Below are 25,592 nucleotides of genomic sequence, written 5' to 3' on the forward strand. Positions count from 1 at the left end.
CTGATTATTAAAAACTATCATTACTTTCTTCTTGGCCCTCCAGTTCGCTTATCACAAGGATTTTAAAAGCAAAGAATATTAAAGAGGAAAGAAACTTTTGGGCACAAGGTGGAACCCTAAAGCACTAACCTTCTTTTCTATATCGGATATCTGTACCACTTTAGAAGTGTGGACCTTAAACTCTTTGGGAAAACCTTCAATTAATATTACCTCCGTAATGCCTTCTAATTTCATCAATTCCTTCTGAATCTGTTCTAGATCCCTTTTCTCCTTGGCATCCGTTCCAAAAGTTTTACCATAATTTCCGGGAATTACATTTTCTGAAATATAGCTCATGATTTCGATTCTTTATTTATTTCCTGGTTTCGGCTTGGAGGAGATACTAATTCCACCTAGATGGAAAGACGCCCACGGGGCAAGTCCCTATATAAATATACAAAATTAAAAATTACCTAATCCAATGTTTTTTTAAAGAATTACCTAAGTAGATTCTTAGTTAAACTTACCGGTCAATATTTAAATTTAAATCCCTTAATACACCAAAGTATAAACTCCAATTAAACAATCATCCTAACCTCTCCCAACTCTTGAATTTTATAGGGAAACTTTTCACTAGGAGAACCTATAAACATAAAATTAGTAGGGATGCCCCATCGTTTTGAAAACTCCTTAATTTTTGCAGGGCCAAAGACTCCATCCTCAACAATAAATTGAATATCGATCTCTGGATAGGCTCTATTTAGCACATCTATATCCTGCTTTAACCTGATAGGAATAGTATCGTTTTTATCCAACACAGAAACAATCTTCAGGATCTTGGAGGGTTCATTCCTCGTAATATAAAGCATTACCTTGTTTAGGGTAGCTACATTGTCATCCTTGGTAAAAAAGACAAATTGCTGTTTATTTATTGCGGTAAGCATACGTTGGGTATATCGATGTAAGGTTTTAAAAAGAGGCCCCCTATTAGGAAAAACATAGGTTAAAACTACTAAAACGATTTTAAAAATAGCGGTCCGGTACAACATAAAGAATACCACCAATAAGGTTGGAATAAGATATTCGGCAAAAATCATCAAATAATAAGGGTTAAGGATAACATTCCCGAGCATGGCAACCAATACTGCAAAAATCGCTAAAAGCAGTCCCGGCCAGCTTGCTCTTTCGGGACGAGGTAATTTGGCACGATTGATCTTGAGTAACATATTTCCAATCCCAAAAAGAACCATTACGGACAGAAAGGCAATAGTATAGACTCCAGCCAATTTTGCAAGGTTGCCTTTAGTTACTAATAAGATAGAAACACATAATAAAAAGAAAATAATATAAGTCATGTAAGGACTACTCCTCCGGTTCCTTTTCAACATAAATTTTGGTAAAATTCTATCCAAGGCCATACGTTCCATTAGTCCGCCAACCCCCACAAAGGAAGTAAGCACTGCTCCACTTAAAACCAGTGCCGCATCAATTCCTATCAGCAGTGAAAGCCAATTGCCTCCCGAAACACCCCCTAAATAGGATAATAAGGCATCTTGATTGGAACTGATATTAGCTATTGGAACAATTGCCAATGCCAAAAAGGCGATCAACGGATTAAAAACAGTAACTACTACCCACATATTGCGCAGTGTCTTTGGAAAAACTCCATCTTGTTGCTCCTCCACATAATTGGCAGAACTTTCAAAACCGCTTATCCCCAACATGGCCGCCGAAAATCCTAAAAACAAGGCGTTTAATATACTTCCCTTCATTGGAACTCTAAAATTCAACAAAAGAATATCCACCCCATTTTTCATGAAAAAGAGAACACAGAATACACATAAAAGGGTTAAGGAAAAAAGATGAAAAACAAAGATTATAATGGCAACTTTAGAAGATTCCCCAATCCCAATGAAGACCAATCCCATAAAAACGGCTAAGAGACCTATGGTAATAGGAACTACAGGGAAAACAGACCAAATACTATAGGCATACTTTACCGCCTCGCTAGCAGATATAACCGCAGTAGTCATATAGGAAAGCACAGTTAAGGAAGCCGCCAAAGAAGCCGTAGATTTTTTGGTGGTATTCAAAAGCGCATTGTAGGCTCCCCCATTCAAGGGAAGCGCCCCCACAACCTCTCCATAAATTTCTCTAAACAGATATAACACTCCAGCTACCATTAAAAGTGATATCCAGGCATATTGCCCTGCATAAACAATGGCCAAAGCGGACACATATAAACAAGAAGAGCTTATATCATTGCCACAAATTGCGGTAGCTTCTAGTTGATTCAGTTTTTTCTTCATCTAAAAAAAGATTACAGAAAAGAAATCTTACTTAAAGGTACGAGTAAATCGGTGATTTTAAGGCTATTCGGGCTTATAAATGAATTGCTTTTAATTTATAGAATGAACATGATTTAAAATTTTTAGTAAGAAACCCATAAATCATTTTTTGCTATCTTTAAATGGTTGCACCCCTTTCCAATAGCAACAATTAGACTATATCAAAACTAAATACAGCACTTACCAAGCAAGTAAAATAACTAACAATACATGGATCAGAACATATTCAACATCAATAGGAGAAATTTTATAAAAGGAGCTACAGCATCTATGGTACTCTCATCATTTGGTGCCTATGGGTTTGAATTGATGCATCGCAATAGGCCTTGGCGGGTAGGCCTCATAGGAACTGGATGGTACGGAAAGAGCGACCTGTTTAGGTTGATGCAGGTAACCCAGGTAAACGTAGTTTCTATTTGCGATGTAGATAATAAACTCCTTTCCGAAGCGGCCGCCTTAATCAGTCAGCGACAACAATCTAAAAAGATGCCTAGAATGTATAGGGATTATAGAAAAATGCTCGCAGAAAAAGATTTAGATATCGTTATTATTGGTACCCCTGACCATTGGCATGCCCTACAGACCATAGAGGCTCTAAAATCTGGCGCCCATGTTTACGTGCAAAAACCCATAAGTACCGATGTGGTAGAAGGTGAGGCTATGGTGGCTGCAGCTCGAAAATACAACAGAATTGTACAAGTAGGTACCCAAAGGAAAAGCACTCCTCACCTTATAGAGGCCAAAAAGAACATTGTAGATGCCGGCTTATTGGGAAAAGTCTCCCATGTAGAAATGTCCTGCTACTACCACATGAGAGCTAATGACAACCCTCCCCTACAACAAGTCCCCGAGTATTTGGATTATGAGATGTGGACCGGCCCAGCACCCCTAAGACCCTATGATGGACTCCCCCATAGACGTTGGTGGCGTACATTTATGGAATACGGAAATGGGATAATGGGCGATATGTGTGTACATATGTTAGATACTGTACGTTGGATGCTCGCATTAGATTGGCCAAAAAGAATCAGCTCAACCGGAGGAATCTATGTGCAGAAAGAGGGGAAGTCAAATATAGCCGATACGCAGACAGCAATTTTCGAATTTGAAGACCTAAACTGCGTTTGGCAACACCGTACATGGGGCACCCCCGCAGATCCCGAATATCCATGGTCTTTTAAACTGTACGGCGAAAAAGGAACTCTCATGGGTAGTACCATGAAATACGATTTTATTCCTCATGGTGATGGAGAGAAAATACATAAAGATGTGGTCTATGAGAAGGAGAAGTACCCAGAGGATCTTACCGAAAAGGATATTGAATTAAATGCCGCTCCGGCTACACGACTTCACATGTTAGATTTCTTAGCTGCAATTGACCAGAATAGCTTGCCTATTGCCGATATCCGAGAAGGACATATCTCTTCGGCAAGTTGCATTTTAGCCAACCTATCCATGGCCACTGGTAGGCCGTTGGTCTATAATCCTAATAAAATTATAGTGGTAAACGATGAGGAAGCTACCGCCCTTTTGCAAAGAGAATACAGGGCACCTTGGAAACATCCTCATCCCAAGGATTTTTTATAAAATATAGTTTGAAGATGGGAAATGGTATAAAGTAAACTACCTCGGGGCAAGCTCGCCTAAAATGGTAGGGACAGGCCTACAAGGCATTAAAAGGAAGAATTATTGATTTCGAGGTTCGCCTCGGAGCATTCAAATCTCGATTATCGAGTGAAAAATTGATTCGCAAAAGACCCTTAAGGAAAACAAGGTACGCACTCCACACTTTTTGTAGATAGTACATATAGAAGCTAGGAAGCCCTAATCCATCTGCAATGCCAAATCAAAATCTATGCTAATAGAATCGTGGACCACAATGAGTCCCAACATTTTTTTGGGGGCCTTAAGCTTAAAATCGCCCAAACTTAAATTTAATTTTCCAGAAACACTACTAGGACTATTTTCAGCCAAGGTAACGGGAATGGTATACGAATTGGTATGGCCAGAAATTTTTATATCTACCGTGGCATTTAATGGAGAGTCCTTAAAGGGGTTTCCTTCTATTTCCTTAAGTTTTAATAATATTTGTGGGTACTCTTCAGATTTTAACAGCTCATGAAAGTCACTATTTATTCCTTTGCTCCCACAATTAAAACCGGAGTTATTTAAAACTAAGGTTGCTTTTTTAAAAATGTACTTTTCTCCTACTTTTTCATAATGCACTGGAATAGATTTCTGTAATCTTTCTATATCAAATTCACAATTAAAAGTATTGACATTGGTAGTTCCAGAAATCATCAATCTGCTCTCTGGGGCAATATATACCGTAGTACGGTTCACTAAAGTTTCTTTATTATTAAAAGCGAGCAGTAAAAATAATGTAGCGAAGTAAAAGATCTTTTTCATCGGTATTGTTTTAAAGGCTATTTTTCTGTGCTTAATAAGATGCCCGAGCGACATTAACCTATCGCGCTCGGGCAAATTAATTTTAATTACTGAATTTAAAAACTAATAACCGCCTCTAGCATCAAGCCTTTAAACTCACCATCATTTAAGATACTTGTAGTTGGGTAATCATTATACTGCTGATTAACATATTCTACCTTAGCAAGTATATTTTTTGTCATAAACCAACCAGCTCCTAATTGGAATCTTGATATTTCAATGTCATCGCCACTCATTTCCTCTCCATTTACTTTATTATATCTTCCTCCTAAGAAAAAATTCTCGTCATGCCCAAATCGATATACCAATTCCCCAGCATATTGAGTTGCTGTTCTTTTAGAAGTTTCAGTATTCGCTTTTCCACTTGTATGCTCGTAAGTTCCGAAAAACTCTAATCCTCTATACTTTACAAATGGGTTGATCATAAAAGCTGTTATTTGATTCTTCATATTAGGATTATACCTTCCTGACCTGAAATTACCGCTAGTAGAAGCGTTTTCATCTTCCATTACAAAATAGTATCTAGATCCAGCACGGTCTGCGCTGTATAAATACGAGTTTGGCACATATCCTGTAGTATAAACCGATCCAGTGATTCGGTATCTTAAATCTTCTGTTCTCTGCTTATCATACCCTATTTTTGCCAAGAAAGAGGCTCCACCTGTAGATCCATCCACTTCGTTAACAGCCTGATTTAATTTACCGTTAGAAATCCCCACCATACTTATAAATCCATTCTTCTGGAAGTAAACTTCCCCTCCTACCTCAGTAGTAAAAGCATCCATAATAAGGTTTCCTACAAAAGGATTGTATATGGCTTGGGCATTATCCGTTCTTCTAAAATGGGCATCTCCATAGTTATTTTCCATATGTCCCACCTTAATGGTTACATACTTCATTACATCTTCCATAAACCCTTCACGAATAAAATCTAGCTTGTCTATTTGGAAATACCCTCCTTTAACATAGGGTTCAGGATGGTGTCTAGAAGACAAATAGGTTCTTAAATGCATCCTTATCCCATCAAACAATGCTACATCCAAATCAAGGTTCGCTGTTGCTAAATTAAAATTGTATCCAATATCTTTTAGCGCTACTGCACCAGAATTGCTATGATCTACTGCTTGAAATTGCAAGGTAGACGACCCCCCAATTCTTACTTTCACTCCATCAAAAGTTGAGACGGTATCTTTAGGTGCCTCAAAAACATTGATTCCACTTTTATCAGGTTGTCTATAATTGTCCAGGTTACGGTCTTGTGCATTTAAGCCTAATCCGGCTAAAACTAGTGTTGCACATACAGCGTTTTTAATAATTGATCTCATACTTCTATCTTTAATTGATTATAATTCTATTTAGTTAATACGGTATTAAATTTTATGGTGATGTCATCACCAGTAGTAATTGTCCCCAAAAGTGCTTTAGGAGGGTCGATTTTAAAATCGGTCATTTTTATTTTTTTCGCTCCGCTAAGCGTTGCCTTGTTACCCGTTAGCGACACATCCAAATCCAAGGTGATAGCTTTCTTTACCCCGGCAATAGTTAAGTCTCCTAAAGTTTTTACCTTAAATTTTCCTGTACCATTCGGTTTAACCTCCTTTACTTCGGTTAGCTTGAACAAAATTGTTTTATGGCTTTTGGTGTTTAAGGCTTTATAGGTGTTTTTATCCATGGCGGACTTTCCACTTTTTAGACTTTCTGCATTCACCGTTATAGCTAGTTGCCCTATCTCCCCAGTGTCTGCATTATTAACAACCAATATTCCTGATTGTTTTTCGGCAGCAACTTCCCAATCGTGTAAACTAGAAGTACCTAGAACAAGTAAAGAAGACTCCCCATTAGCTAGGTTGTATTGTTGAGCAGTAAGGTTACTAGAAAATAGTAAGACCATAAATAACATTCCTGTAATGATCTTGTTGAAATTAAATCCTCTCATAATAGTTTGCTTTAATATTATGGGACAAATCTCTATATTATAAAACCTGAAAAGAATGAGTTTTGTCAGTTTTCAGTTAAAAAGTACAGGTTAAAATCATTTTCAGGTCGATCATTCATGGGTATATATCAAAATTTTAAACCTAACATCCTATATCTCAACCCCTAACCCATATAATCCTTATTGAGAACAATTTTGTCTCATTCAACAAAAAAAATTAACCAGATTTATTTTTAGGCAAGTGAAAGAAATATCCGACTAATAATGGTGAAGACTTTACAAGATATGATATGTTTACTAGAGCTTAGTAGATAAAAAGGCGGAAGGCAAAATAATCCAACTATGTAATGGATACTCCTACAGCATTAAATAATTTAGGATCCCCCTTTTAACAAAAAAACTCCTTCCCTTTAAAAGGAAGGAGTTAATACTACATACTATATAAAAAAATATTAGTCTATTACCTTTTTTATTGCTGCCAATTCGGTCTCAGAGAAACTTAGGTTTTTTAAAGCTTCAATATTATCTAGTAGTTGATCTTCTCTACTTACACCAACTAATACGGTAGAAATCCGTTTATCTTTCAACAACCATGCTATAGCCATTTGAGCTAGACTCTGCCCTCTATTTTTCGCTATGGTATTTAATTTGGCTACCTGCTCCAATACTTCAGGTGTTATTTGCTCCTCCTTAAGGTAACGCCCATCTTTTTTTACTCGACTGTCTTTTGGGATACCATTTAAATACTTATTCGTTAAAACACCTTGTTCTAGGGGAGAAAAAGCAATAGACCCTATACCCTGGTTTTCCAATTCATTTAATAACCCATCCTCTACCCAACGATCTAACATATTATACCTAGGTTGATGGATTAGTAAAGGGGTTCCAAGGTCTTTCATGATTTTGGCTGCTTTTGCAGTTAACTCTGCTGAATATTGAGAAATACCAGCATAAAGTGCCTTCCCACTTTGCACCAAATGATGTAGTGCTCCCATAGTTTCTTCTAGTGGGGTATCTGGATCTGGCCTATGATGGTAAAAAATATCCACATACTCTAGCCCCATACGTTTAAGGCTCTGATTACAGGATGCTACCAAATATTTTCGGGATCCATAATTTCCATAGGGCCCAGGCCACATATCCCATCCTGCCTTACTAGAAATTAAAAGTTCATCGCGATATGGCTTAAAGTCCTCTTTAAAGAGTCGCCCAAAATTTTCTTCGGCAGCACCATAAGGGGGACCGTAATTATTAGCCAGATCAAAATGGGTTATTCCATTATTAAAAGCACAGCGTAACAGACTACGCCCAGTCTCCAAATCATTGGTGTGACCAAAATTATGCCATAAACCTAAGGAGATTAGTGGCATAAGAATACCACTATTGCCACATCGGCGGTATTGCATACTATTATAACGGGCATCATTTGCTTTATATGGTCCTGGACCAAAAGAATCGTTTACTTGCATTATATTTTTTTCTTTAGGGATTTATCTACATAGATATAGCAATTTACTAAATCCAAACATCCCCCTAAGATAAAAAATCTTATGGATTTGGAGTTCTTCCTAGGTCCACCGTTCCATGACTGACAACAAATAATACCTATTGTTAAGACTAATTTTCATATTTCGATGCAATTATGTACTTTCATTTTGTTTTAGATTACACTCAACAAATAGAACGTTCCCATCAAAATTTTAATAAAAATCAAATAAGTATGAAGTTTAAAAGTTGCTTGTTGGCCTTAGCCATCCTATTTATTAGCAATGGTTTTGCTAGCCCGACAGAAAATGACCCCATTCCACGCCCAAAATTAGTAGTAGGTATTATGGTAGATCAGATGCGATGGGATTACCTATATCGATATTACGAGAGATATGGTTCGGACGGATTTAAAAGAATACTCAAGGAAGGATTTTCCAATGAAAACACCTATATAGACTACATCCCAACCGTTACAGGAATTGGGCATAGCACGGTTTATACTGGTTCTGTTCCCGCAATTCATGGCATAACAGGGAATAGCATTACTTTTAATACTACCGGAGAAACCGTTAATTGTGTGGGAGATGCCACGGTAGAGAGTGTAGGGACTACTTCTGATCATGGGAAGCGATCTCCTGTGAATATGCTATCTAACACCATTGGAGACGAACTAAAATTGGCCACCAACTTTAGATCAAAAGTTATTGGAATTTCTTTAAAAGATAGAGGTGCAATACTACCCGCAGGCCATGCTGCAGATGCTGCATATTGGTTTGAAGCCAAGACCGGAAAATGGGTTTCTAGTACTTATTATATGGACAAACTACCCAAATGGGTAGATAATTTTAATGATAGGGACTATGCTAAAAGGTATTTAAAAAAGGATTGGAATACGCTATACGACATTAAAACCTATACCCAGAGCACCGCAGATAACAAACCTTATGAAGGAACGCTTAAGGGTCAAGACGAGGCCGTTTTCCCAGTAAAAACCTCAAAATTGTTTTCTAAAGACGATTATAGTGTTATCTATACTACCCCTCACGGAAACAGTATTTTGCTCGATTTCGCAAAAGAAACTATTGATAAGGAAGACTTAGGAAGAGGAGACGATACTGATCTTTTGGCCATTAGCCTATCCTCTACCGATGCCATAGGACATACCTTTGGGGTAAACTCAGTTGAGGTTGAGGATACTTACCTGAGGTTAGACAAAGATTTAGGAGCATTTTTTAAGCATCTAGATCAAAAGATAGGTAAGGGCAACTATACTATCTTTCTTACCGCAGACCATGGAGCAAACCATAACCCACAATTCCTGCATGAAAACAAGTTACCTGTACATACCGTAAAGTCCAATCTAAAAGATGACCTGAATCTATTATTACAGAAAAATTTCCAGGTTGATGGTTTAGTTAGTAGTACGGGTTATAATCAGGTTCGATTTAATTATAAACTTATTGAAGAGCACCAATTGGACGAACAGAAAATGCGCGACATATGTATGAAGTATCTCAGAAGAAATCCAGAGGTGCTATTTGTAGCCGATTTTAATAAGATTGGGGATGCTTCTATTCCTGAGCAGATTAAACAAAGAATGATCAATAGCCATCATCCAGAGAGAACAGGTGGTATTCATTTTATTTTTAATGCCGATGCAAAGTCCCTAACAACAAGAGGTTCTGGCCATTCGGTTTGGAATCCGGACGATGCTAGGATCCCTATGTTATGGATGGGTTGGGGAATAAAGAACGGCAAATCGTCTCAGCAGACACATATGACCGATATAGCCCCTACTTTAGCTTATCTATTAAAAATTCAGGTGCCCAATGGAAGTATCGGAAAGGTCTTAAGCGAAGTGTTAATAGAGGAGTAAATGAGACTGTGCCTATATTTAGGTACTCTAATAATTAAATTATAAACAACAAAAGCGGCTATCCTTACGGAATTAGCCGCTTTTGTTGTCTGTAATTACTTTACCTATAGAGGGTAAAATGCCCCATAAACCTTTGTTTGTCCTGGTCATTCGCATTTACTTCATACCAATAATCACCAGATGGCATTTCCTTACCTTCATAGGTACCGTCCCAGCCAGATACCTGATTTAAAATAGCCACAACTCTACCGTAACGATCATAAATCTTCACCTCCATATTAGGGAAGAAGCTCTTATTTCCGGGGATCCAAGTATCATTCTTTCCATCTCCATTTGGAGTAAAGAAATTAGGTATCTCTAACGTGCCAGTAAATTTAAAGGGTATGGAAACTGTAGCCTCACATCCGTTTTGGTCTACCACACGAACGGTTACATTAGCATCCTGATTAGATAGGAAAACATTATCACTACCTTGGGATTGTCCTTGAAAGAAAAATTCGTATCCCCCAAACCCCCCGGTTGCAGTCGCCGTTACTTCATTGGGACCTGTTTTTATTGCCACTAGGGTAAGCGGATCATAGGCATCAACTGAAAATTCTACGTATGTGCTACAACCATTCTCATGATAGATATACACCGTATGGTCTCCAGATGGCAATTCCCCAAAACTCGTCTGTGTATTGGCCACGCTTATATCATCTACATCCAAAGAAAATAATAACTTGGGAAGTAGGCTATCATCTGCCATTCTAATACTTACAGTACTATTAGGGAAAATACCCTCACATCCATATGCTATTATAGCTTCCGAAGAAAGATCTACTCCAATTGGTATTGTCACAATAACATCAGTCTCACACCCCATGGCATCTCGAATAAAGACCACATAGGTCTCTCCCCCTATAAGGTTATCCATGAACAGCGTGTCATTCCTTAAAAATACCTCATCACCAATAGAATTAGGACCTATAATTTTAGTCTCATAATAGGTTGCTCCACTAAGGCTATCTAAAAATGGCGTCCCGCCGTTAATGGACAGCTGTGCAGAACCATCCGAAGCGTTTATACAGGTTTCGGGAGAAGAAATATACGAAGCAGACAAGACATCTGGTTGTGATATGGTTAACGTACTCTTCTCGCTACACCCTTTAGCGTCCTGAATCAGTATTTCATAAGTACCAGGGGCTAGATCTGTAAATGTATACGTATGGGGATTTACCGGGTCACTATAAAAATTATTGAAATCTGGGGAAATAGCAAATTGCACTAGTCCTTCCCCGCCAGAGGTTAAATCTATAGTAATAGATCCATCTTCTTGCCCATAACAACTTACCTGATTGGCAACAAGGTTGAATTCGATGGGAGCTGGCCTTACTATCTGCATAGGACCTTTTACATCTCCACAACTAAGACCACTTGTTACCCCTATATAATATTCCATTCCCTCTGGCAACCCTTCAAAGGTGCCATGATCTTGCGCAGGCCTAAAGATAGTTGACGTAGCAGAAGGCGAAAAAGGATCACCAGGATCGCCTATATAAAGAGTGTATTGATAACTACCAACTCCACCAGCTGCAAAAGATTCTATTCTACCATCCAATTCGGAAGCACAGGATATATCATCTGGTAAATTAGGAACCAACTCTACCATTTCCGCATCAACAAGACTAATTCCTTGCGACCTAACACTTTTGCAAACATTAGCTCCAGAAACATCTTTCTTACGAATATCATACTGGTAAAAACCAGGTCCAACATCCATCAATACCGAGGTGCCAATCATTTCTACATATGGGTCAGATGGAGCAGCATTATGTGCCCTATATTCATACACATATCCAACTTCTGGATTTTGTACGCTAAGTCTAATTTGTCCGGTTCCTCCACACCCTGGAGCTTGTACCTGTACTAGCCTTGGCTGAATGGGTGCAGGCGGATTAACATAATATGGTTGAGTATAACCTACACACTCATAACTTGAAGAAACTTCAATAGCATACCAACCTGCACTTATAAAACCTCCTGTTGAACCTTCAAAAGACGGTGAATCTTGTAATCCACTTCTAGATAACTCGTCATTAATATCATTACTACCCAAATAAAGCAATTGATATTTATAGCCAGCTCCTACAACTCCCCCAGAAGCACCTGCAGTAGCCGTAACAATATCGCCTGTGCTAGGGTCATAGGCCTCCAAAATTGCATTGTTTCCACCAGGGCAAACTAAACCCTGAGGTTCTCTAATTTCTGCAACTACAGGATCTATAGGCTTAAGTAATATGTCATAGGTTGCTTCACATCCTTCTAAATCTCTGATAGAAATTCTATAATTACCACTAGGGAGATTATCAAACTCATTGCTCGCCCCAAAGGCTACGGTTTCCACAAAATTATTGCTCCCCAATGGAGTTTCTACCAAAAGTGAATACTCATAAGGTGCAATATCCCATCCGCCAAGTCCTGTGGCTTCTATCTTGCCGCTATTGTTGTTGCAACTTACGTTACCTATTTCAACACCACTAACAGATAAGGTGCCATTTGGCGTTCTAACGGTAGTTACATTGCTACTCCCAGAACAGTAAGGAACTTCTTGTGAACTGATAATAACATAAAAATTACCTCCAGGCAAATCGGTAATTCGCTCAGGATTATTACTAGTATTAAACGTACCTGCTTTTAAGGAATTAGAAGCCGTTACATCGTCACTTTTATAAACATTATAGCTGTACTCTCCTGTGTAATTTGTTACTTCTATGAATAGTTCTCCATCATTTGAGCCAAAACAAGTAATTGGTTTAGCTTCGCTGATGACCACTGTAGGCTCTTCTGGTTCATCTACCGTATGTTTCGGCAAAGGATAGGTACAACCTCCAATATTATCTGTTATTTCAAATAGATAGTCCCCCGCTGCAGGTAAATCAATTAAGACAAAACTGCTCCCTGAAACCGTTATAGGCGCCATGGGGACTACAGAATTAATGGAAACGGTAAAGTTAGTGGTGCCAACCACATCTATCCTAAGCTGTTCAGGATCCCTACAGTCTAAGGGCTTTTCCACAGACAGTGTAGGAATCACATCCGTTGGCGGGTTAATAGTTGGTATAGTAAATTGAGTTCTACATCCATTACCATCCACAGCATAAACTGTAATATCTTGTGGATTTCCGTTATCTATTATCTCAAAAGTATTGGACGTCTGATAATTTTCATGTCCGGTAATACTATACTGATACCCAGAGCCCACGGTTCCAGGATCCTCTACATTAACTGTTATTATAGTAGAGCTATACCTGTTGGCTCCTACTTCACATGCAAAATCCGGTGCACTGGCAGATATTGTAAAGTTATCGGGCTCCGTAATTTCAATATTTCCTGATAAAACTTCACAGTTTCTAGTAGAAACAACTGCTACTTCATAACTTCCCGAGGATAGATTTCCAAAGGAACCAGTATTATTACTAGCAATAATCGCCCTAGTATTAAAATCTAACAAATTGTAATCCATAGGACCATTTATTTCAGTACCAGCCTGAAGGGAAATATTAATACTTCCGGTATTAGCACCATTACAAAAAATATCTTGTTTATTAATGCTAGATATAACTGGTGCTACAGGGGTGCCTAGATTGATATTAACAGTATCTTTACATGTAGTTTCAGTATCTTCTATGTAAATTCTATAATTACCTGCAGTAATTCCTGTGAAAACTCCAGCTGTTCGGTCCCCAAAAATAGGAGCTCCTATATTACTTCCAAGTTCATCTTGCAATTGATAGCTAAAATTGTCACTACCCCCTACTACTTCGGCTGTAATTGTTCCATCTGCATCAAAGCAATTCGGGTCCGAAGAAAATCCGCCACCTACGGACAGGAATTCATATACCTCAGCGATTGCCTGGCTAGTACAACCATTTCCATCTACAAGTTCTACGGGATAAGATCCAGGGCTATTTACATAAAAGGTAACCTCATAAACGGCACCATTTAAAACTCCAAATTGAGAATTTCCACCCAAGGTAAATCTAGGTGTATTTACAGTACTAGGCACAGAAATTTTCACCTCAAATGAGGTTGCGTTAACATCACACTGATTAATCACATTTATTGCTGGAGGTGTTAAATCTGGTTCTAACTGAATTACCGTAGCAATATTAAATGAGGTACAACCATTGGTGTCCTTAACATAAACATCGTAATTACCTGCAGCAGCAAAGAAAGTGGTTTCTGTTACAAAGTCAGCCAAGGTGGGAACATCCCCTTGATTCATAAAAGCAAATTCATACGGTCCTCCTGCTCCGCCTGTGCCTTGTACAGTAATGGAACCATCGGCATTACAATTCGCTGGATGCTCCGCTAAAATATCTATCGATGGTAGGTTTGGGTCAATTGAAATAGAGGCTGAATCCGTACATTCATCGGTAATATTGGTTACCATTATCTGGTAGTTTCCAGACAATGCTAAATGATTATTAGAATATGGTATCGATGATGGCGTCACTGTTTCTAATTCCACCCTAGATCCACTGCTATTATTTACTAGCTCTATTCTAATTTCATCCCCGAGGTTAAATCCATCAACGTTATAAATTATTTCCCCATTTCTATCAACATCACAAAATCCTGCAGTAGATACCGCTGTCACCCCTAACAAAGATGGACCATCTACTGGGTCTATATCGTCTCTGTAAATACAGCCTGTACTTTTATCCTGTACCTCAACGGTATAAGTAATTCCAAATTGCAGTCCATTAAAAGCATGTCTTCTTGGTGCATCGTTAACTGCTTCAAAAGAATTTATGGGATCTTCTACCAACCGAATTTCAAAAGGGCCAACACCACCATTAATTTCCACGGTGTTTGTAAATCCTGTAGCGCTACAAGTTAGTGGGGTTATGGGATCTGGAGTAACGGTTACCATAGTTTGATGGATACTAACAGTATCTACATCTCTACACCCAGATGCATCCATAGTTACCACGGTATAGGTGCCGGGAATGAGTCCAGCGAAAGTGTGGGAAGTAGATGCGGTAGGCCCAGTACGGGTTAGCTCCACTCCTGACTGATTTTGTAAGATATAGGTGAAATTGGGACTTCCATCAGTAACATTTGTAATTTCTATTTCTCCTTGAACTCCACTAGGAGTACAGCTAGCATCAACTGCTGTAACGGTTGCATCGGGTGGTAGAGTGGTATTGGAACCAATAGTCTCGCTTCCTGAAAATATACAACCTCGAGAATCCCTAACCGTATAGTAATAGGTTTGTCCAGCATTTAAATTAGAATAAGTAGTCTGAGAAGAAAAGCCTCTTCCATCAAAATTAACCTCATAGGGAGGTATACCAACTGCCGCATTTGGAACAATAGTAATAATCCCATTATTGGTTCGCCCACAACTAGCATCTACTACATTTGCCGAAGCGTCGATTCCAACGGGGGGATCCATAACCAAAGGATTTGACTCTGAAACACAGCCCTCATTATCAGTTACACGGAAGATATAAGTTCCGGGAACTGAAGTATTAAAAGGAAAATTACTAGAACTCAACACCTGAGGCGCGCCAAAGGTTACACCGTTATCCGAGCTAACTTCAAATATTTTAGGGCCAGGTCCTGAAAGGTATCCTCCTGAAACACGCACACGAATCTGACCTGGATCAGTACCACAAGGGATATCGCTTTCTATAGCGGTGGTCACCCGCAACCTACCTCTTACAGTAAGATTTAAACTTTGACTACAATTATTTCCATCTCGTACCTGAATTGTATGGTTCCCTTGAGGTACTCCTGTAAATATAGGATTAGACTGCCAAGATGTAACTCCATTAATTCTATACTGATGACTACTTAAAGGTGCTGTCCCTTCTGTAGAACTCACGGCTACAGTAGCCCCTGAACCAGAAACATAACATAAGTCAGAAGCACCGGGATCCAATTCAAGGGTTGGAGCGCTTATAGACGTAAGGTTAAAAGCAAACATTTCTGTACACCCCTCAGAATCAGTAACGGTTAAAGTATATGCGCCTTCTTCAGTGAGATTTCCGAAGGTTCTATTGGATGTGGGACCCGTTATAGCACCGGATGGCCATGTTAAGGTATATCTATGGCTACTCCAGCCTCCGGATGAAGTGGCCACTACTCTTCCTCTATTGCCATTGGCACAGCCCATATCCGTGACTGCACCAGTTAATGTTAGCGGATCTAAAGGTTCTACGATAGTAATTATCGCAGTATTGGTACATCCTGTATCAGTATCGGTTACCGTAATTTCATAGGTACCCGCTCCAGATGGAGGCAACACCACTTCACTTCCATTTTGTAGAGCACTTTCAGGTCCGCCATTAATATTATAGGTATAATTATTGGCAAATCCATCTATGATAAAACTACCACTACCATCAGTTGCTCCTGTACAGACTTGTGTATCTCCGCCCGACTTAACCCGTGCACGAATAGAACTAATATTGGCTGCTGTAAAGCTTTTAATATAAGTACAGCCATTTATATCGGTAACTTTAAATTGGTATGCCGTTCCAGTATTTAATCCTATAAAGGTATCATTCGTCCCATTATCAATATTAGGACCGGGGCCTACAACCTCAAATTTCGCTATTGGATGATTGCTAGTTACAGTTAATTGTATATCAACTGTACCTGCAGAACAGTTTATATTACTTTGGGTAAAAGCAATTGCCTTTGGGGGATCAATATCATGTATTGTTATCGGGGTCAATTCTAATCTACACCCACCGCTATCCCTTATTATTGGGGTATAAGTTCCTGGCGCCAAATTACTATATACAGTTTGTGTACTAAAGTTAGCAGGCGCATCTCCAGAAATACTAAAAACATAACCGCTACCAGAACCTCCTGAGAACGGACCTTGGAATTCAATTTCCCCTCCATTGGTCCCTCCACTACCATCACACGTCCTATCAGTAATTTTTACCGCATTTCCAGATATAGCTCCAGTGGTTGCAACCGTTACAGAATTAGGCATATCTAAAATACAATCGAAACCTCCCTGCTGATACCGCACTTGTATTGTATTGTAGCTACCAGCGGGTACAGTAATAATAGGATTACTACTCCAACTATCACTTGGCGATGCCCTAAAAGATAGGTTATATCCTTTGGCATCTATTACATTAAAATCTAATTTAGCTCCCCCGTTGGTACAGGTACCATCTACCCCACTAACCGTAATATCTGGAGGTGTTAATTCTTCTACGTTGGCAGAAGCTGTAATAGTACATCCCTTGCTATCTGTAATTAAAAAGTCATAAGACCCTGGGTTAGTTACAGTATAAATTGTTTCATCGGTAAAAGGTGCACTTGAAGGCCCAGTACCATTTACTACAAAGGTATAAGGAGCTGTCCCTCCTGTTGTCCTAACCGTAATACCTACACTGCTTACACTACATCCAAAACTATTATTAACCTCCGTTGATGCATCCATAGCCACCATTCCGTCCCCTATTATTACAGGGTCTCCATTAACATCACGGTCTTGGGTAGGAGGGGCAATACCTAGAGCTGCATCTCCATTACATTGTTGGGTTTCTACTCTTACGCTATATTCTCCAAAACCAACGGCACTAAACACATAATTATCGGCAGCAATAAAGGAAGTAAATTCCTGAGGAGATCCACTAGCATCCAACAAAGTATATTTATAAGGACCCGGCACATTATTTACGGCCACGGAGATACTTCCAGTATCCCCGCTACACTGTGCGTCTACAAAAGTCATTTGGATATCAATGTCCCTTTGTTCTATAACAATAGGGTCATATAGATACTCACAAGTATTCTGGGTATTTTGCAATCTAGCCTTTACAACATAAGTGCCTGGTACCAAATCATTAAATATAGCGCCTTGCCAGGGCCCAAAACCACTTCCATCATCTATACTATACTCATAAGAACTAGAAAGATTGGTAATCTGAATCCTTCCAGGTGTACCACAAACAAAGTCTCTCTTTACATAGGTTTGGGTAATAGTACTTTTCTTTACATTAAAATAATGATAAGAACCCGTTCCATTTACTCTTACTCTATAACCAGCTCCTGTAGAAGAACTAATACTACTTGCATCTATATTAAAAGTATTATTTGTACTTATGGTAGTCCAACAACCTAAATTGGTATTGGCACACTTATCATCTACATTAAAAGTACATCCACTACCTGGCGTAAACTGTTGCCAATCGTAACTACTGTACGAACCCTGTAACTCCACAAGTCGATCATCAAAATCTCCACAAAGAGTATAACTAGCCATGGAACTACCATCATTGTTACAATTATCATATGCATCTGCATTGGTAATTATAGTGGAGAACATTACAACAGGGGTAGCAATGGGGGTCACAAGTTTTGTATCGTTTTTTGTGAAAGTCGCTAGCGTTTTTGCCTTTATATTTAGCGCTACTTCTGCATTTATCATTTCTAGCGCTGTGGAAATATCCGTTGTCATTTTATGAACTACGGATTTCGCTATTGCAGTGCTAAATACTATTGATATCAAAAGTAAAAATACGGCATACCAGAAATGTCGAGAGTTGGGTGATAGCATACCTTAAGTAGGTTTTTAGAAAAATATATTTGGACTGGGGTCAAAGTATATTTTGTAGTAATAGTTTATACTTATATTTTATAATTATCTTTATCGTTTAAAGCCAAATTATTAATTACTAAACGTTTAAAAATGAAAAATAGTATCTCATTCCTCGTCTTGGTGCTGATAAGCTTGAACATTTCCTGCGGACAAAAAGATGAAAACGAAGTGAATACACCAGATAAGGTTGCTTTTACTCCACAACTCCTTATAGAGGATTTACCAATTGCTTGGGGTATGGCATTTTTACCAGATGGGAGTATGCTGGTTACCGAAAAATCTGGTGAATTGATTCATTTTAAAGGTGGCAAGAAAACTATTATAGATAACTCCCCTACCATTTATTTTAGAGGACAAGGTGGATTAATGGATATAGCAATAGATCCAGATTACCAAAACAACGGTTGGGTATATATCTCCTATTCTTCAGACGATGGAGATGATAAGGGAGGGAATACCGCTATAATGCGTGCTAAACTAAACGGGAATAGCTTAACTAACAGCGAAGTTCTCTATAAGGCGAGCCCCAACTCTACAAAAGGGCAACATTTTGGTTCGAGAATCGCATTTGATAATGACGGGTATTTATACTTTTCTATAGGAGATCGTGGAGATAGAGATATTAATCCACAGGACATTAAACGAGATGGAGGTAAAATCTACCGTATAAACAGAGATGGAAGTATTCCTTCGGACAATCCATTTGTTAATTCGGAAGGAGCAAAAACGGCAATCTACAGTTACGGACACCGAAACCCACAAGGTATGGTTAAGAACCCATATACCGGAGAGATCTGGACTAATGAACATGGGCCTAAAGGGGGGGATGAAATTAATATTGTAGGAAAAGGTAAGAACTATGGTTGGCCAGTGGTTACCTACGGAGTGAACTATAGTGGCACACCCATTACCGACCAGACCCAAAAAGAAGGTATGGAAGATCCACTTTACTATTGGGTTCCTTCTATTGCCCCAAGTGGAATGGCATTTGTAACGAGTGACAAATATCCTGATTGGAAAGGAAGTTTATTAGTAGGCTCATTAAAATTCCAATATCTAGAACGCTTGGAACTGAAGAATAACAAAGTAGTTTATCGTGAAAAGCTTATGCCAGACCTTGGAAGAATTCGCGATGTAAGACAAGCACCAGACGGATTTATTTATGTTTCAGTAGAAGGCAAGGGTATCTATAAATTAGTCCCAAACAAATAATTCATTTCTAACATAGAAGATAAATCTAATATGGGAGAGTGGCTTTTTGCTATTTCTCCCATATTTTGTTTATTGATATTAGATTTACTCCAATTTTTGTGTTAGCGCCCTATTTAAAAAATGGGAATGGAGTAGAAATGAATTTTCCATTCTTTGGTAAAACCTACTATTTATTAAAAGACAGAGAAGAAAGTATTGCCTACAAAGAAAAGTAGTAGTTATTGTGATTACTTAGTATAATACCATGCCTATCATGGGATTATTTAATGAAAATCAGCGAATGGTATAAACTACCTACTCAATTTTTGGGGCAACAACAAAAAAAGCATTGTTACCCCTGAAGAAGTATCTATTATAATGAAGAGAAAGTACTAGCCTTTTAAGACATCGATTACCTTTTTAACCGACCCATATTTTTTCAAAAGAGTTTCGGCCTCCTTATAATCTAAGTTAAGTTCCTCAACTAAATATCGGGTACCTCGGTCTACTAGTTTAATATTACTAAGCTGCATATTTACCATCTTATTTCCCTTTACCCTACCTATTTTGATCATTAGGGCAGTGGAAATCATATTGAGCACCAATTTTTGTGAGGTACCACTTTTCATCCTAGTACTTCCAGTAACAAATTCGGGTCCTACGTTCACCGCAATAGGAATTTCAACTGCCTCTGCTAATGGAGAGCCTGGATTATTGGTAACACAAGAAGTAAGTAATCCCTTGGCTTTTGCTTCCTTTACCCCTCCAATAACGTAAGGTGTAGTTCCCGAAGCAGCGATGCCTACAACGGCGTCATTTTCATTAATGTCATATTCCAAAAGATCTTTCCATGCTTGATTAGGATCGTCTTCAGCATTTTCCACTGCTACTCGGATGGCTGTATCTCCACCAGCAATTAATCCAATAACACGATCGTGAGGCATTCCGTAGGTAGGCGGAATTTCTGAGGCATCTAGAATACCCAACCTACCACTAGTTCCCGCTCCGATGTAGAACATACGTCCTCCTTTATTAAATCTTTCTACCAGAGCATCAACCAATTTTGTAATGTTTGGAATCTCCTTTTCTACCGCCTCTGCAATTTTCTTATCCTCCTCATTAATGTTAGATAGAATATCATTGGTACTCATCAATTCTAAATCATCGTAATGAGATGGCATTTCGGTAATTCTATTGTACTCTGACATGCTTATTTATATTGAGTTAAATATTTAATATTAAATTAAAGATGACTGCGGTGTTATAAACTCAGCCTGGCTTTAAAAAGCTGCAAAAATACTTTTCCAAGGGATACTAATAAAGAAAATGGGTTATAAATTAACTCCCACACCTCCATATCAACCCACAAGAACCTAGTTATAAAAGCCTTAATCCCTTTAAACAATTAATAAACCGCTGACTATTACAGGATGTTAAATCTTTTATTCCGATACATATCTAAAAGCGTATTTTCGGGATCTAATTCAGTTATCAACGTATCAATTTCTTCTATATCGCATATTTTATACCGTTGGATGGTATTTAGTTTTTCTGAAATAACTGGAGCTACAATTTTTCTAGAAGCTTTAATCATAGACTTCTTCAACTGCACAATCTCCCAGTCAAACTCCGATAAGCCATAAGAAAGATCAATAGAATGTGTACCTAAGAAACACAGATCAACCGAAAACTCCGACAACATATGAATAGCACTACCTCCTACGGTTATCTGAGAATCCTTGGAAACCCTTCCACCAATAAAAATTATTTCAACATTAGGCTTGGTCAACAGCTGAGTAGCCACTGGCAAACTAGGAGTAAAACAAGTTAACTTTAAATTTGTGGGCAACAATCTGGCCATTTCCATATTTGTAGTTCCACCTGTTAACAATATAACCTGTCCGTCCCTTAAAAGAGTAATAGCCTTCTCTCCTATTATTGACTTCTCATTTTTGGAATATATCTCAACCCCCTGAAAGTTATAATTATGAAAACCCAAGGAAATAGCACCGCCATGAACTTTTCTCAGCTTCTTTTTTCTATGTAATTCAGTTATATCCCGCCTAACTGTATCAACCGATACATTAACCAGGTCGGCCATATCTGGTAACAACACCCTATTATGCCTCCTAACTTCATTAAGAATAATTTGTTGCCTTTCTGCTTTTAACATAATTATAACAATAAGAACAAATATAAACAATTAATCATGCGATTGCAGTAAACAGAATAAAAATTAAAAAATAATTGCAAAAAATTGCAAATAATACTATTTATTGCCTACTTTTGAAAGGCGAGGTATTTCTAATTGCAAAAAATTGCAGTCTAAACAAGGGGTAATTCTCGTAATTAAATGCTTTATTAACCAAATATTAACGAACTAAGATTACTCTAAAAATCTTGCATTTACCAAACCATTTATTACTAGGCTTTTTCAAATGATTTTAAACTAACTAATTAAACTAAAACAGATTATGGAAAAAAGATTTCAAAAATCATTTTTGTTTTTGGTGCTCCTGTGTTCCATACAAGTATGGGGACAGACCAAAACCGTCACTGGGGAGATTTATGACCCTGAAGGGGTACCTATTCCTGGAGCAGGGATTTACGTGAAAAATACATCTACTGGTACTGTATCAGATTTTGACGGGAAATTCTCTCTTCAAGTGCCAAGTAGCGGTAACACAGTACTTGTATTTTCCTCTCTTGGATTTCTACAACAAGAAGTTACTATTGGCAACAAAACCAATTTCACCATTACCCTTCAAACTAATGTAGAAGGCTTAGACGAGGTAGTGGTTGTTGGATATGGTAGTCAGAAAAAAAGGAATGTTACTGGAGCCGTAGCCGGAGTAAGTACAGAGGTACTCACCTCTAGACCTATTACTGACGTGGCTAGAGGACTACAGGGAGCTACTCCAGGCCTTACCATTACTTCGCCTAGTGGACAAATTGGAGAAAACCCCACTATTAAATTAAGGGGTTCTGTTGGTACTTTGGGTACAGGTGGTGGAGCACAACCGTTAATCTTAGTAGACAACGTAGAAATTCCAAACCTACAGTCTATTAACCCTGAAGACATTGAAGAAATATCCGTATTAAAAGATGCAGCTTCTACTTCTATTTATGGAGCTAGAGGAGCTTGGGGAGTTATTCTGATTACTACTAAAAAAGGACGTAAGAACAGAGCTCCTTCAGTAAACTACTCCAATAACTTCTCATGGGCTACTCCAACCGTGACCCCAAAAGTAGCACCCGCTGCTGAAGGTGCCGAGATGGCATTTGCGGCAGTAAACAGAAGAATACCTTCTTTACAGTCATTTGGTGTAGTAGGGATGAGAATAGACCAATTGGCTATCGAAAAGATGAGAGAATGGGACCAACAATACGCAGGTCAAGATCTAGGAATGGAAATGGTTGAAGGTAGAGATTACGAAATTAGAGATGGAAATCTTTTCTTCTACAGATCTTGGGACCCAAGAAAACTTTTTGTTAAAAAATGGGCTCCACAGCAAAAGCAAGACTTTTCTGTTACCGGTGGTGGAGAGAACACTACATACTACCTAGGATTAGGTTACTTAAATCAAGGTGGGGTATATAAAACTAATCCCGATAAATACGAACGTTACAACCTTAACCTTAGTATTAACTCAACCGTAACGGATTGGTTAGATCTTAGAGCTAAGGTGATGCACAATAATTCCTCACAGGAAGATCCCTTTAAGTTTGGTTCTGCAACTTATGACGCATGGTACTACACCACAAGATGGCCTGCGTTCTACCCATATGGTACTGTAGACGGTAAACCGTTTAGGAACCATATTTCAGAAGTAGAACAGGCTAAAATGAATGAAAACAATTATAGCCTATCTAGAATTAATTTAGGAACTACCATAACCCCTATTGAGGATTTAGCAATTAATTTTGACTTTACCCATGACAGGGTTGAAAATCACGATAAGCAAGTAGGAGGAACTTTGTACGCCTATAATTTTTGGGCACAGGGAGCAGACTTCTCTTATGTACCGTATAGCAGCTCTGCTTATGACCGTGTGCAATACAACTCTAGCTGGAGTAGAAGAAATACCGCAAAAGCATATTTAGTTTACGATAAGACTTTTGATGATCACCAACTTAAATTCACTTTCGGTGGAGATATGGAAAAATATGACTATTGGTACCACTATTCTCAGAGAAGAGACCTTCTTAACCCTGATCAAGGTGAATTAGCACTGGCAACAGGAGATATGTTTGTTGGTGGCGATAGAAATAAATGGAACACTTTAGGGTTCTTTGGTAGAATTAACTATGCCTATAAAAACAAATTATTATTAGAGCTAAATGCTAGATATGATGGTTCTTCTAGACTTTCCTCTGATAACAAATGGGGGTTCTTCCCATCTGTATCTGCGGGATATATCTTAACCGAAGAAGAATTTATGGAATCTTTAGAGCCCACATTATCTTTCTTAAAAGTAAGAGCTTCTTATGGTTCTGTAGGAAACCAAAATACCTATCTATCTAGTATTTACAGGATTATGTCCTCTAGATCTTCTGGATGGCTAATAAACGGAAACAATCAACTTACAACAGGAACTCCAGGTGCATTACCATCTTCCCTAACTTGGGAAACTGTAACCACCTTGGACTTTGGTTTAGATGCTAAGTTTTTTAATAATAAGCTTGGGATGACATTTGATTGGTACGAGAGAACCGTTAGTGATATGCATAGTTCAGGGGTAACCCTTCCAAGCAGCTTTGGCACCTCTTCTCCAAGACGTAATTACGGAGAGCTACAGACAAAAGGTTGGGAATTAAGCTTAGACTACAAACACCAGTTTGACAATGACCTTAGAGTTAGCGCAATGGTGACTTTGACAGATTTCAAAGAGAAATTGACCAAATTCTCTAACACAACTAATAGCATTTACTCTAATTATGAAGGAAGAGTATTAGGTGAGATATGGGGTTATGAAACGGACAGATTCTTTACCGAGGACGACTTTAACACAGATGGTTCTTATGCCAATGGCGTAGCAGACCAAAGCATTTATGAAACCAACTCATGGTTTAAGTATGGCCCTGGAGATGTTAAGTTTAAAGATCTAAACGGAGATGGCGTAATTGACTACGGAACCAATACTGTAGGGGATTCTGGAGATATGAAGGTTATAGGTAATTCAACTCCAAGATATCAGTATGGAATTCAATTGGGTGCCGATTTTAAAGGTGTAGACCTTAGCATGTTTATGCAAGGAGTTGGAAAACGTGATTTCTGGGCTAATGGTCCAGTATTTATCCCAGGATATAGATATGGAGAAGGTTGGTATGAGCATCAATTAGATCATTGGACTCCTGAGAATCCTAATGCCTATTACCCTAGACCTAACGATCAACAACAGAGTAACAGTAGAATGAACTTCTTACCACAGACTAAATATTTACTTAACATGTCTTACCTACGTATGAAGAACATTACACTAGGATATTCTTTCCCAGAGTCTGTATTAAATAAATTAAATTTAGACAGACTGAGATTATACTTCAGTGGTGAAAACTTATTTGAATTTAGTGGAGTAGAAATTCCGGTAGATCCAGAAGTTGACTATACCAATGCTGGCACCAATGACACCTCTACCTTTGGAAGAGTCTATCCATTTAGAAGATCGTACTCTTTTGGACTTCAAATATCCCTATAATTTTTAAATT

13 protein-coding genes are annotated in these 25,592 nt (G+C 38.4%); 4 read left to right on the forward strand and 9 right to left on the reverse strand.

The window, feature by feature from the left end:
* Positions 1-78: 78 nt before the first annotated feature.
* Both H344_RS0103260 and H344_RS0103265 read right to left on the reverse strand, forming a co-directional pair.
* Positions 79-336, reverse strand: coding sequence for a hypothetical protein (locus H344_RS0103260; RefSeq protein WP_026808976.1), 258 nt, complete (start codon positions 334-336; stop codon positions 79-81).
* A 221-nt stretch (positions 337-557) separates the two neighbouring features.
* Positions 558-2,288, reverse strand: a complete 1,731-nt coding sequence (locus tag H344_RS0103265) for an APC family permease (RefSeq protein WP_026808977.1) — start codon at positions 2,286-2,288, stop codon at positions 558-560.
* Between the two features lie 249 nt (positions 2,289-2,537).
* On the opposite strand from H344_RS0103265, the gene H344_RS0103270 reads away from it, so the two are divergent.
* Positions 2,538-3,914 carry a Gfo/Idh/MocA family protein gene (locus H344_RS0103270; RefSeq protein WP_026808978.1) on the forward strand — a complete coding sequence of 459 codons (1,377 nt, stop codon included), beginning with the start codon at positions 2,538-2,540 and terminating at the stop codon, positions 3,912-3,914.
* 237 nt (positions 3,915-4,151) lie between these two features.
* On the opposite strand, the gene H344_RS0103275 is transcribed toward H344_RS0103270, so the two are convergent.
* The 4 genes from H344_RS0103275 to mgrA form a co-directional block, all read right to left on the reverse strand.
* Positions 4,152-4,736, reverse strand: coding sequence for a YceI family protein (locus H344_RS0103275; protein WP_026808979.1), 585 nt, complete (start codon positions 4,734-4,736; stop codon positions 4,152-4,154).
* Between the two features lie 95 nt (positions 4,737-4,831).
* Positions 4,832-6,100: a hypothetical protein gene (locus H344_RS0103280; protein ID WP_026808980.1), complete on the reverse strand. Its 1,269-nt coding sequence runs from the start codon at positions 6,098-6,100 to the stop codon at positions 4,832-4,834.
* Between the two features lie 26 nt (positions 6,101-6,126).
* Positions 6,127-6,711, reverse strand: coding sequence for a YceI family protein (locus H344_RS0103285; RefSeq protein WP_034256104.1), 585 nt, complete (start codon positions 6,709-6,711; stop codon positions 6,127-6,129).
* A 452-nt stretch (positions 6,712-7,163) separates the two neighbouring features.
* Entirely contained in the window at positions 7,164-8,180 is a 1,017-nt protein-coding gene (gene mgrA, locus H344_RS0103290) for an L-glyceraldehyde 3-phosphate reductase (RefSeq protein ID WP_026808982.1), read from the reverse strand.
* A 251-nt stretch (positions 8,181-8,431) separates the two neighbouring features.
* Between mgrA and pafA the strand changes: the two genes are divergently transcribed.
* The gene (gene pafA, locus H344_RS0103295) at positions 8,432-10,075 is read left to right on the forward strand and encodes an alkaline phosphatase PafA (protein ID WP_026808983.1); all 1,644 of its coding nucleotides are present in this window, start codon (positions 8,432-8,434) and stop codon (positions 10,073-10,075) included.
* A gap of 100 nt (positions 10,076-10,175) precedes the next feature.
* On the opposite strand, the gene H344_RS0103300 is transcribed toward pafA, so the two are convergent.
* Complete coding sequence (locus H344_RS0103300) at positions 10,176-18,551, reverse strand: T9SS type B sorting domain-containing protein (protein ID WP_240484938.1); 8,376 nt, start codon at positions 18,549-18,551, stop codon at positions 10,176-10,178.
* 231 nt (positions 18,552-18,782) lie between these two features.
* Here H344_RS0103300 and H344_RS0103305 point away from each other — a divergent pair, with 231 nt between their 5' ends.
* Entirely contained in the window at positions 18,783-19,904 is a 1,122-nt protein-coding gene (locus H344_RS0103305) for a PQQ-dependent sugar dehydrogenase (protein WP_026808985.1), read from the forward strand.
* Between the two features lie 371 nt (positions 19,905-20,275).
* Here the strand turns inward: H344_RS0103305 and H344_RS0103315 are convergent, their stop codons facing one another.
* Positions 20,276-21,091, reverse strand: coding sequence for an N-acetylmuramic acid 6-phosphate etherase (locus H344_RS0103315; protein ID WP_026808986.1), 816 nt, complete (start codon positions 21,089-21,091; stop codon positions 20,276-20,278).
* Positions 21,092-21,306: 215 nt separating this feature from the next.
* Entirely contained in the window at positions 21,307-22,056 is a 750-nt protein-coding gene (locus H344_RS0103325; RefSeq protein WP_026808987.1) for a DeoR/GlpR family DNA-binding transcription regulator, read from the reverse strand.
* A gap of 301 nt (positions 22,057-22,357) precedes the next feature.
* Here H344_RS0103325 and H344_RS0103330 point away from each other — a divergent pair, with 301 nt between their 5' ends.
* Entirely contained in the window at positions 22,358-25,582 is a 3,225-nt protein-coding gene (locus H344_RS0103330; protein WP_026808988.1) for a SusC/RagA family TonB-linked outer membrane protein, read from the forward strand.
* Positions 25,583-25,592: the final 10 nt, after the last annotated feature.

This window comes from Arenibacter latericius DSM 15913 (assembly GCF_000424985.1).
In the GTDB taxonomy this organism is placed as follows: Bacteria; Bacteroidota; Bacteroidia; order Flavobacteriales; family Flavobacteriaceae; genus Arenibacter; species Arenibacter latericius.

Bases quoted from the DNA above. Each gene is read 5' to 3' on its own strand.
- H344_RS0103300 (WP_240484938.1), bottom strand. From the start codon at position 18,551: ATGACAACGGATATTTCCACAGCGCTAGAAATGATAAATGCAGAAGTA.
- H344_RS0103275 (WP_026808979.1), bottom strand. From the start codon at position 4,736: ATGAAAAAGATCTTTTACTTCGCTACATTATTTTTACTGCTCGCTTTT.
- H344_RS0103330 (WP_026808988.1), top strand. From the start codon at position 22,358: ATGGAAAAAAGATTTCAAAAATCATTTTTGTTTTTGGTGCTCCTGTGT.
- H344_RS0103315 (WP_026808986.1), bottom strand. From the start codon at position 21,091: ATGTCAGAGTACAATAGAATTACCGAAATGCCATCTCATTACGATGAT.
- H344_RS0103305 (WP_026808985.1), top strand. From the start codon at position 18,783: ATGAAAAATAGTATCTCATTCCTCGTCTTGGTGCTGATAAGCTTGAAC.
- mgrA (WP_026808982.1), bottom strand. From the start codon at position 8,180: ATGCAAGTAAACGATTCTTTTGGTCCAGGACCATATAAAGCAAATGAT.
- H344_RS0103265 (WP_026808977.1), bottom strand. From the start codon at position 2,288: ATGAAGAAAAAACTGAATCAACTAGAAGCTACCGCAATTTGTGGCAAT.
- H344_RS0103280 (WP_026808980.1), bottom strand. From the start codon at position 6,100: ATGAGATCAATTATTAAAAACGCTGTATGTGCAACACTAGTTTTAGCC.
- H344_RS0103285 (WP_034256104.1), bottom strand. From the start codon at position 6,711: ATGAGAGGATTTAATTTCAACAAGATCATTACAGGAATGTTATTTATG.
- pafA (WP_026808983.1), top strand. From the start codon at position 8,432: ATGAAGTTTAAAAGTTGCTTGTTGGCCTTAGCCATCCTATTTATTAGC.
- H344_RS0103270 (WP_026808978.1), top strand. From the start codon at position 2,538: ATGGATCAGAACATATTCAACATCAATAGGAGAAATTTTATAAAAGGA.
- H344_RS0103260 (WP_026808976.1), bottom strand. From the start codon at position 336: ATGAGCTATATTTCAGAAAATGTAATTCCCGGAAATTATGGTAAAACT.
- H344_RS0103325 (WP_026808987.1), bottom strand. From the start codon at position 22,056: ATGTTAAAAGCAGAAAGGCAACAAATTATTCTTAATGAAGTTAGGAGG.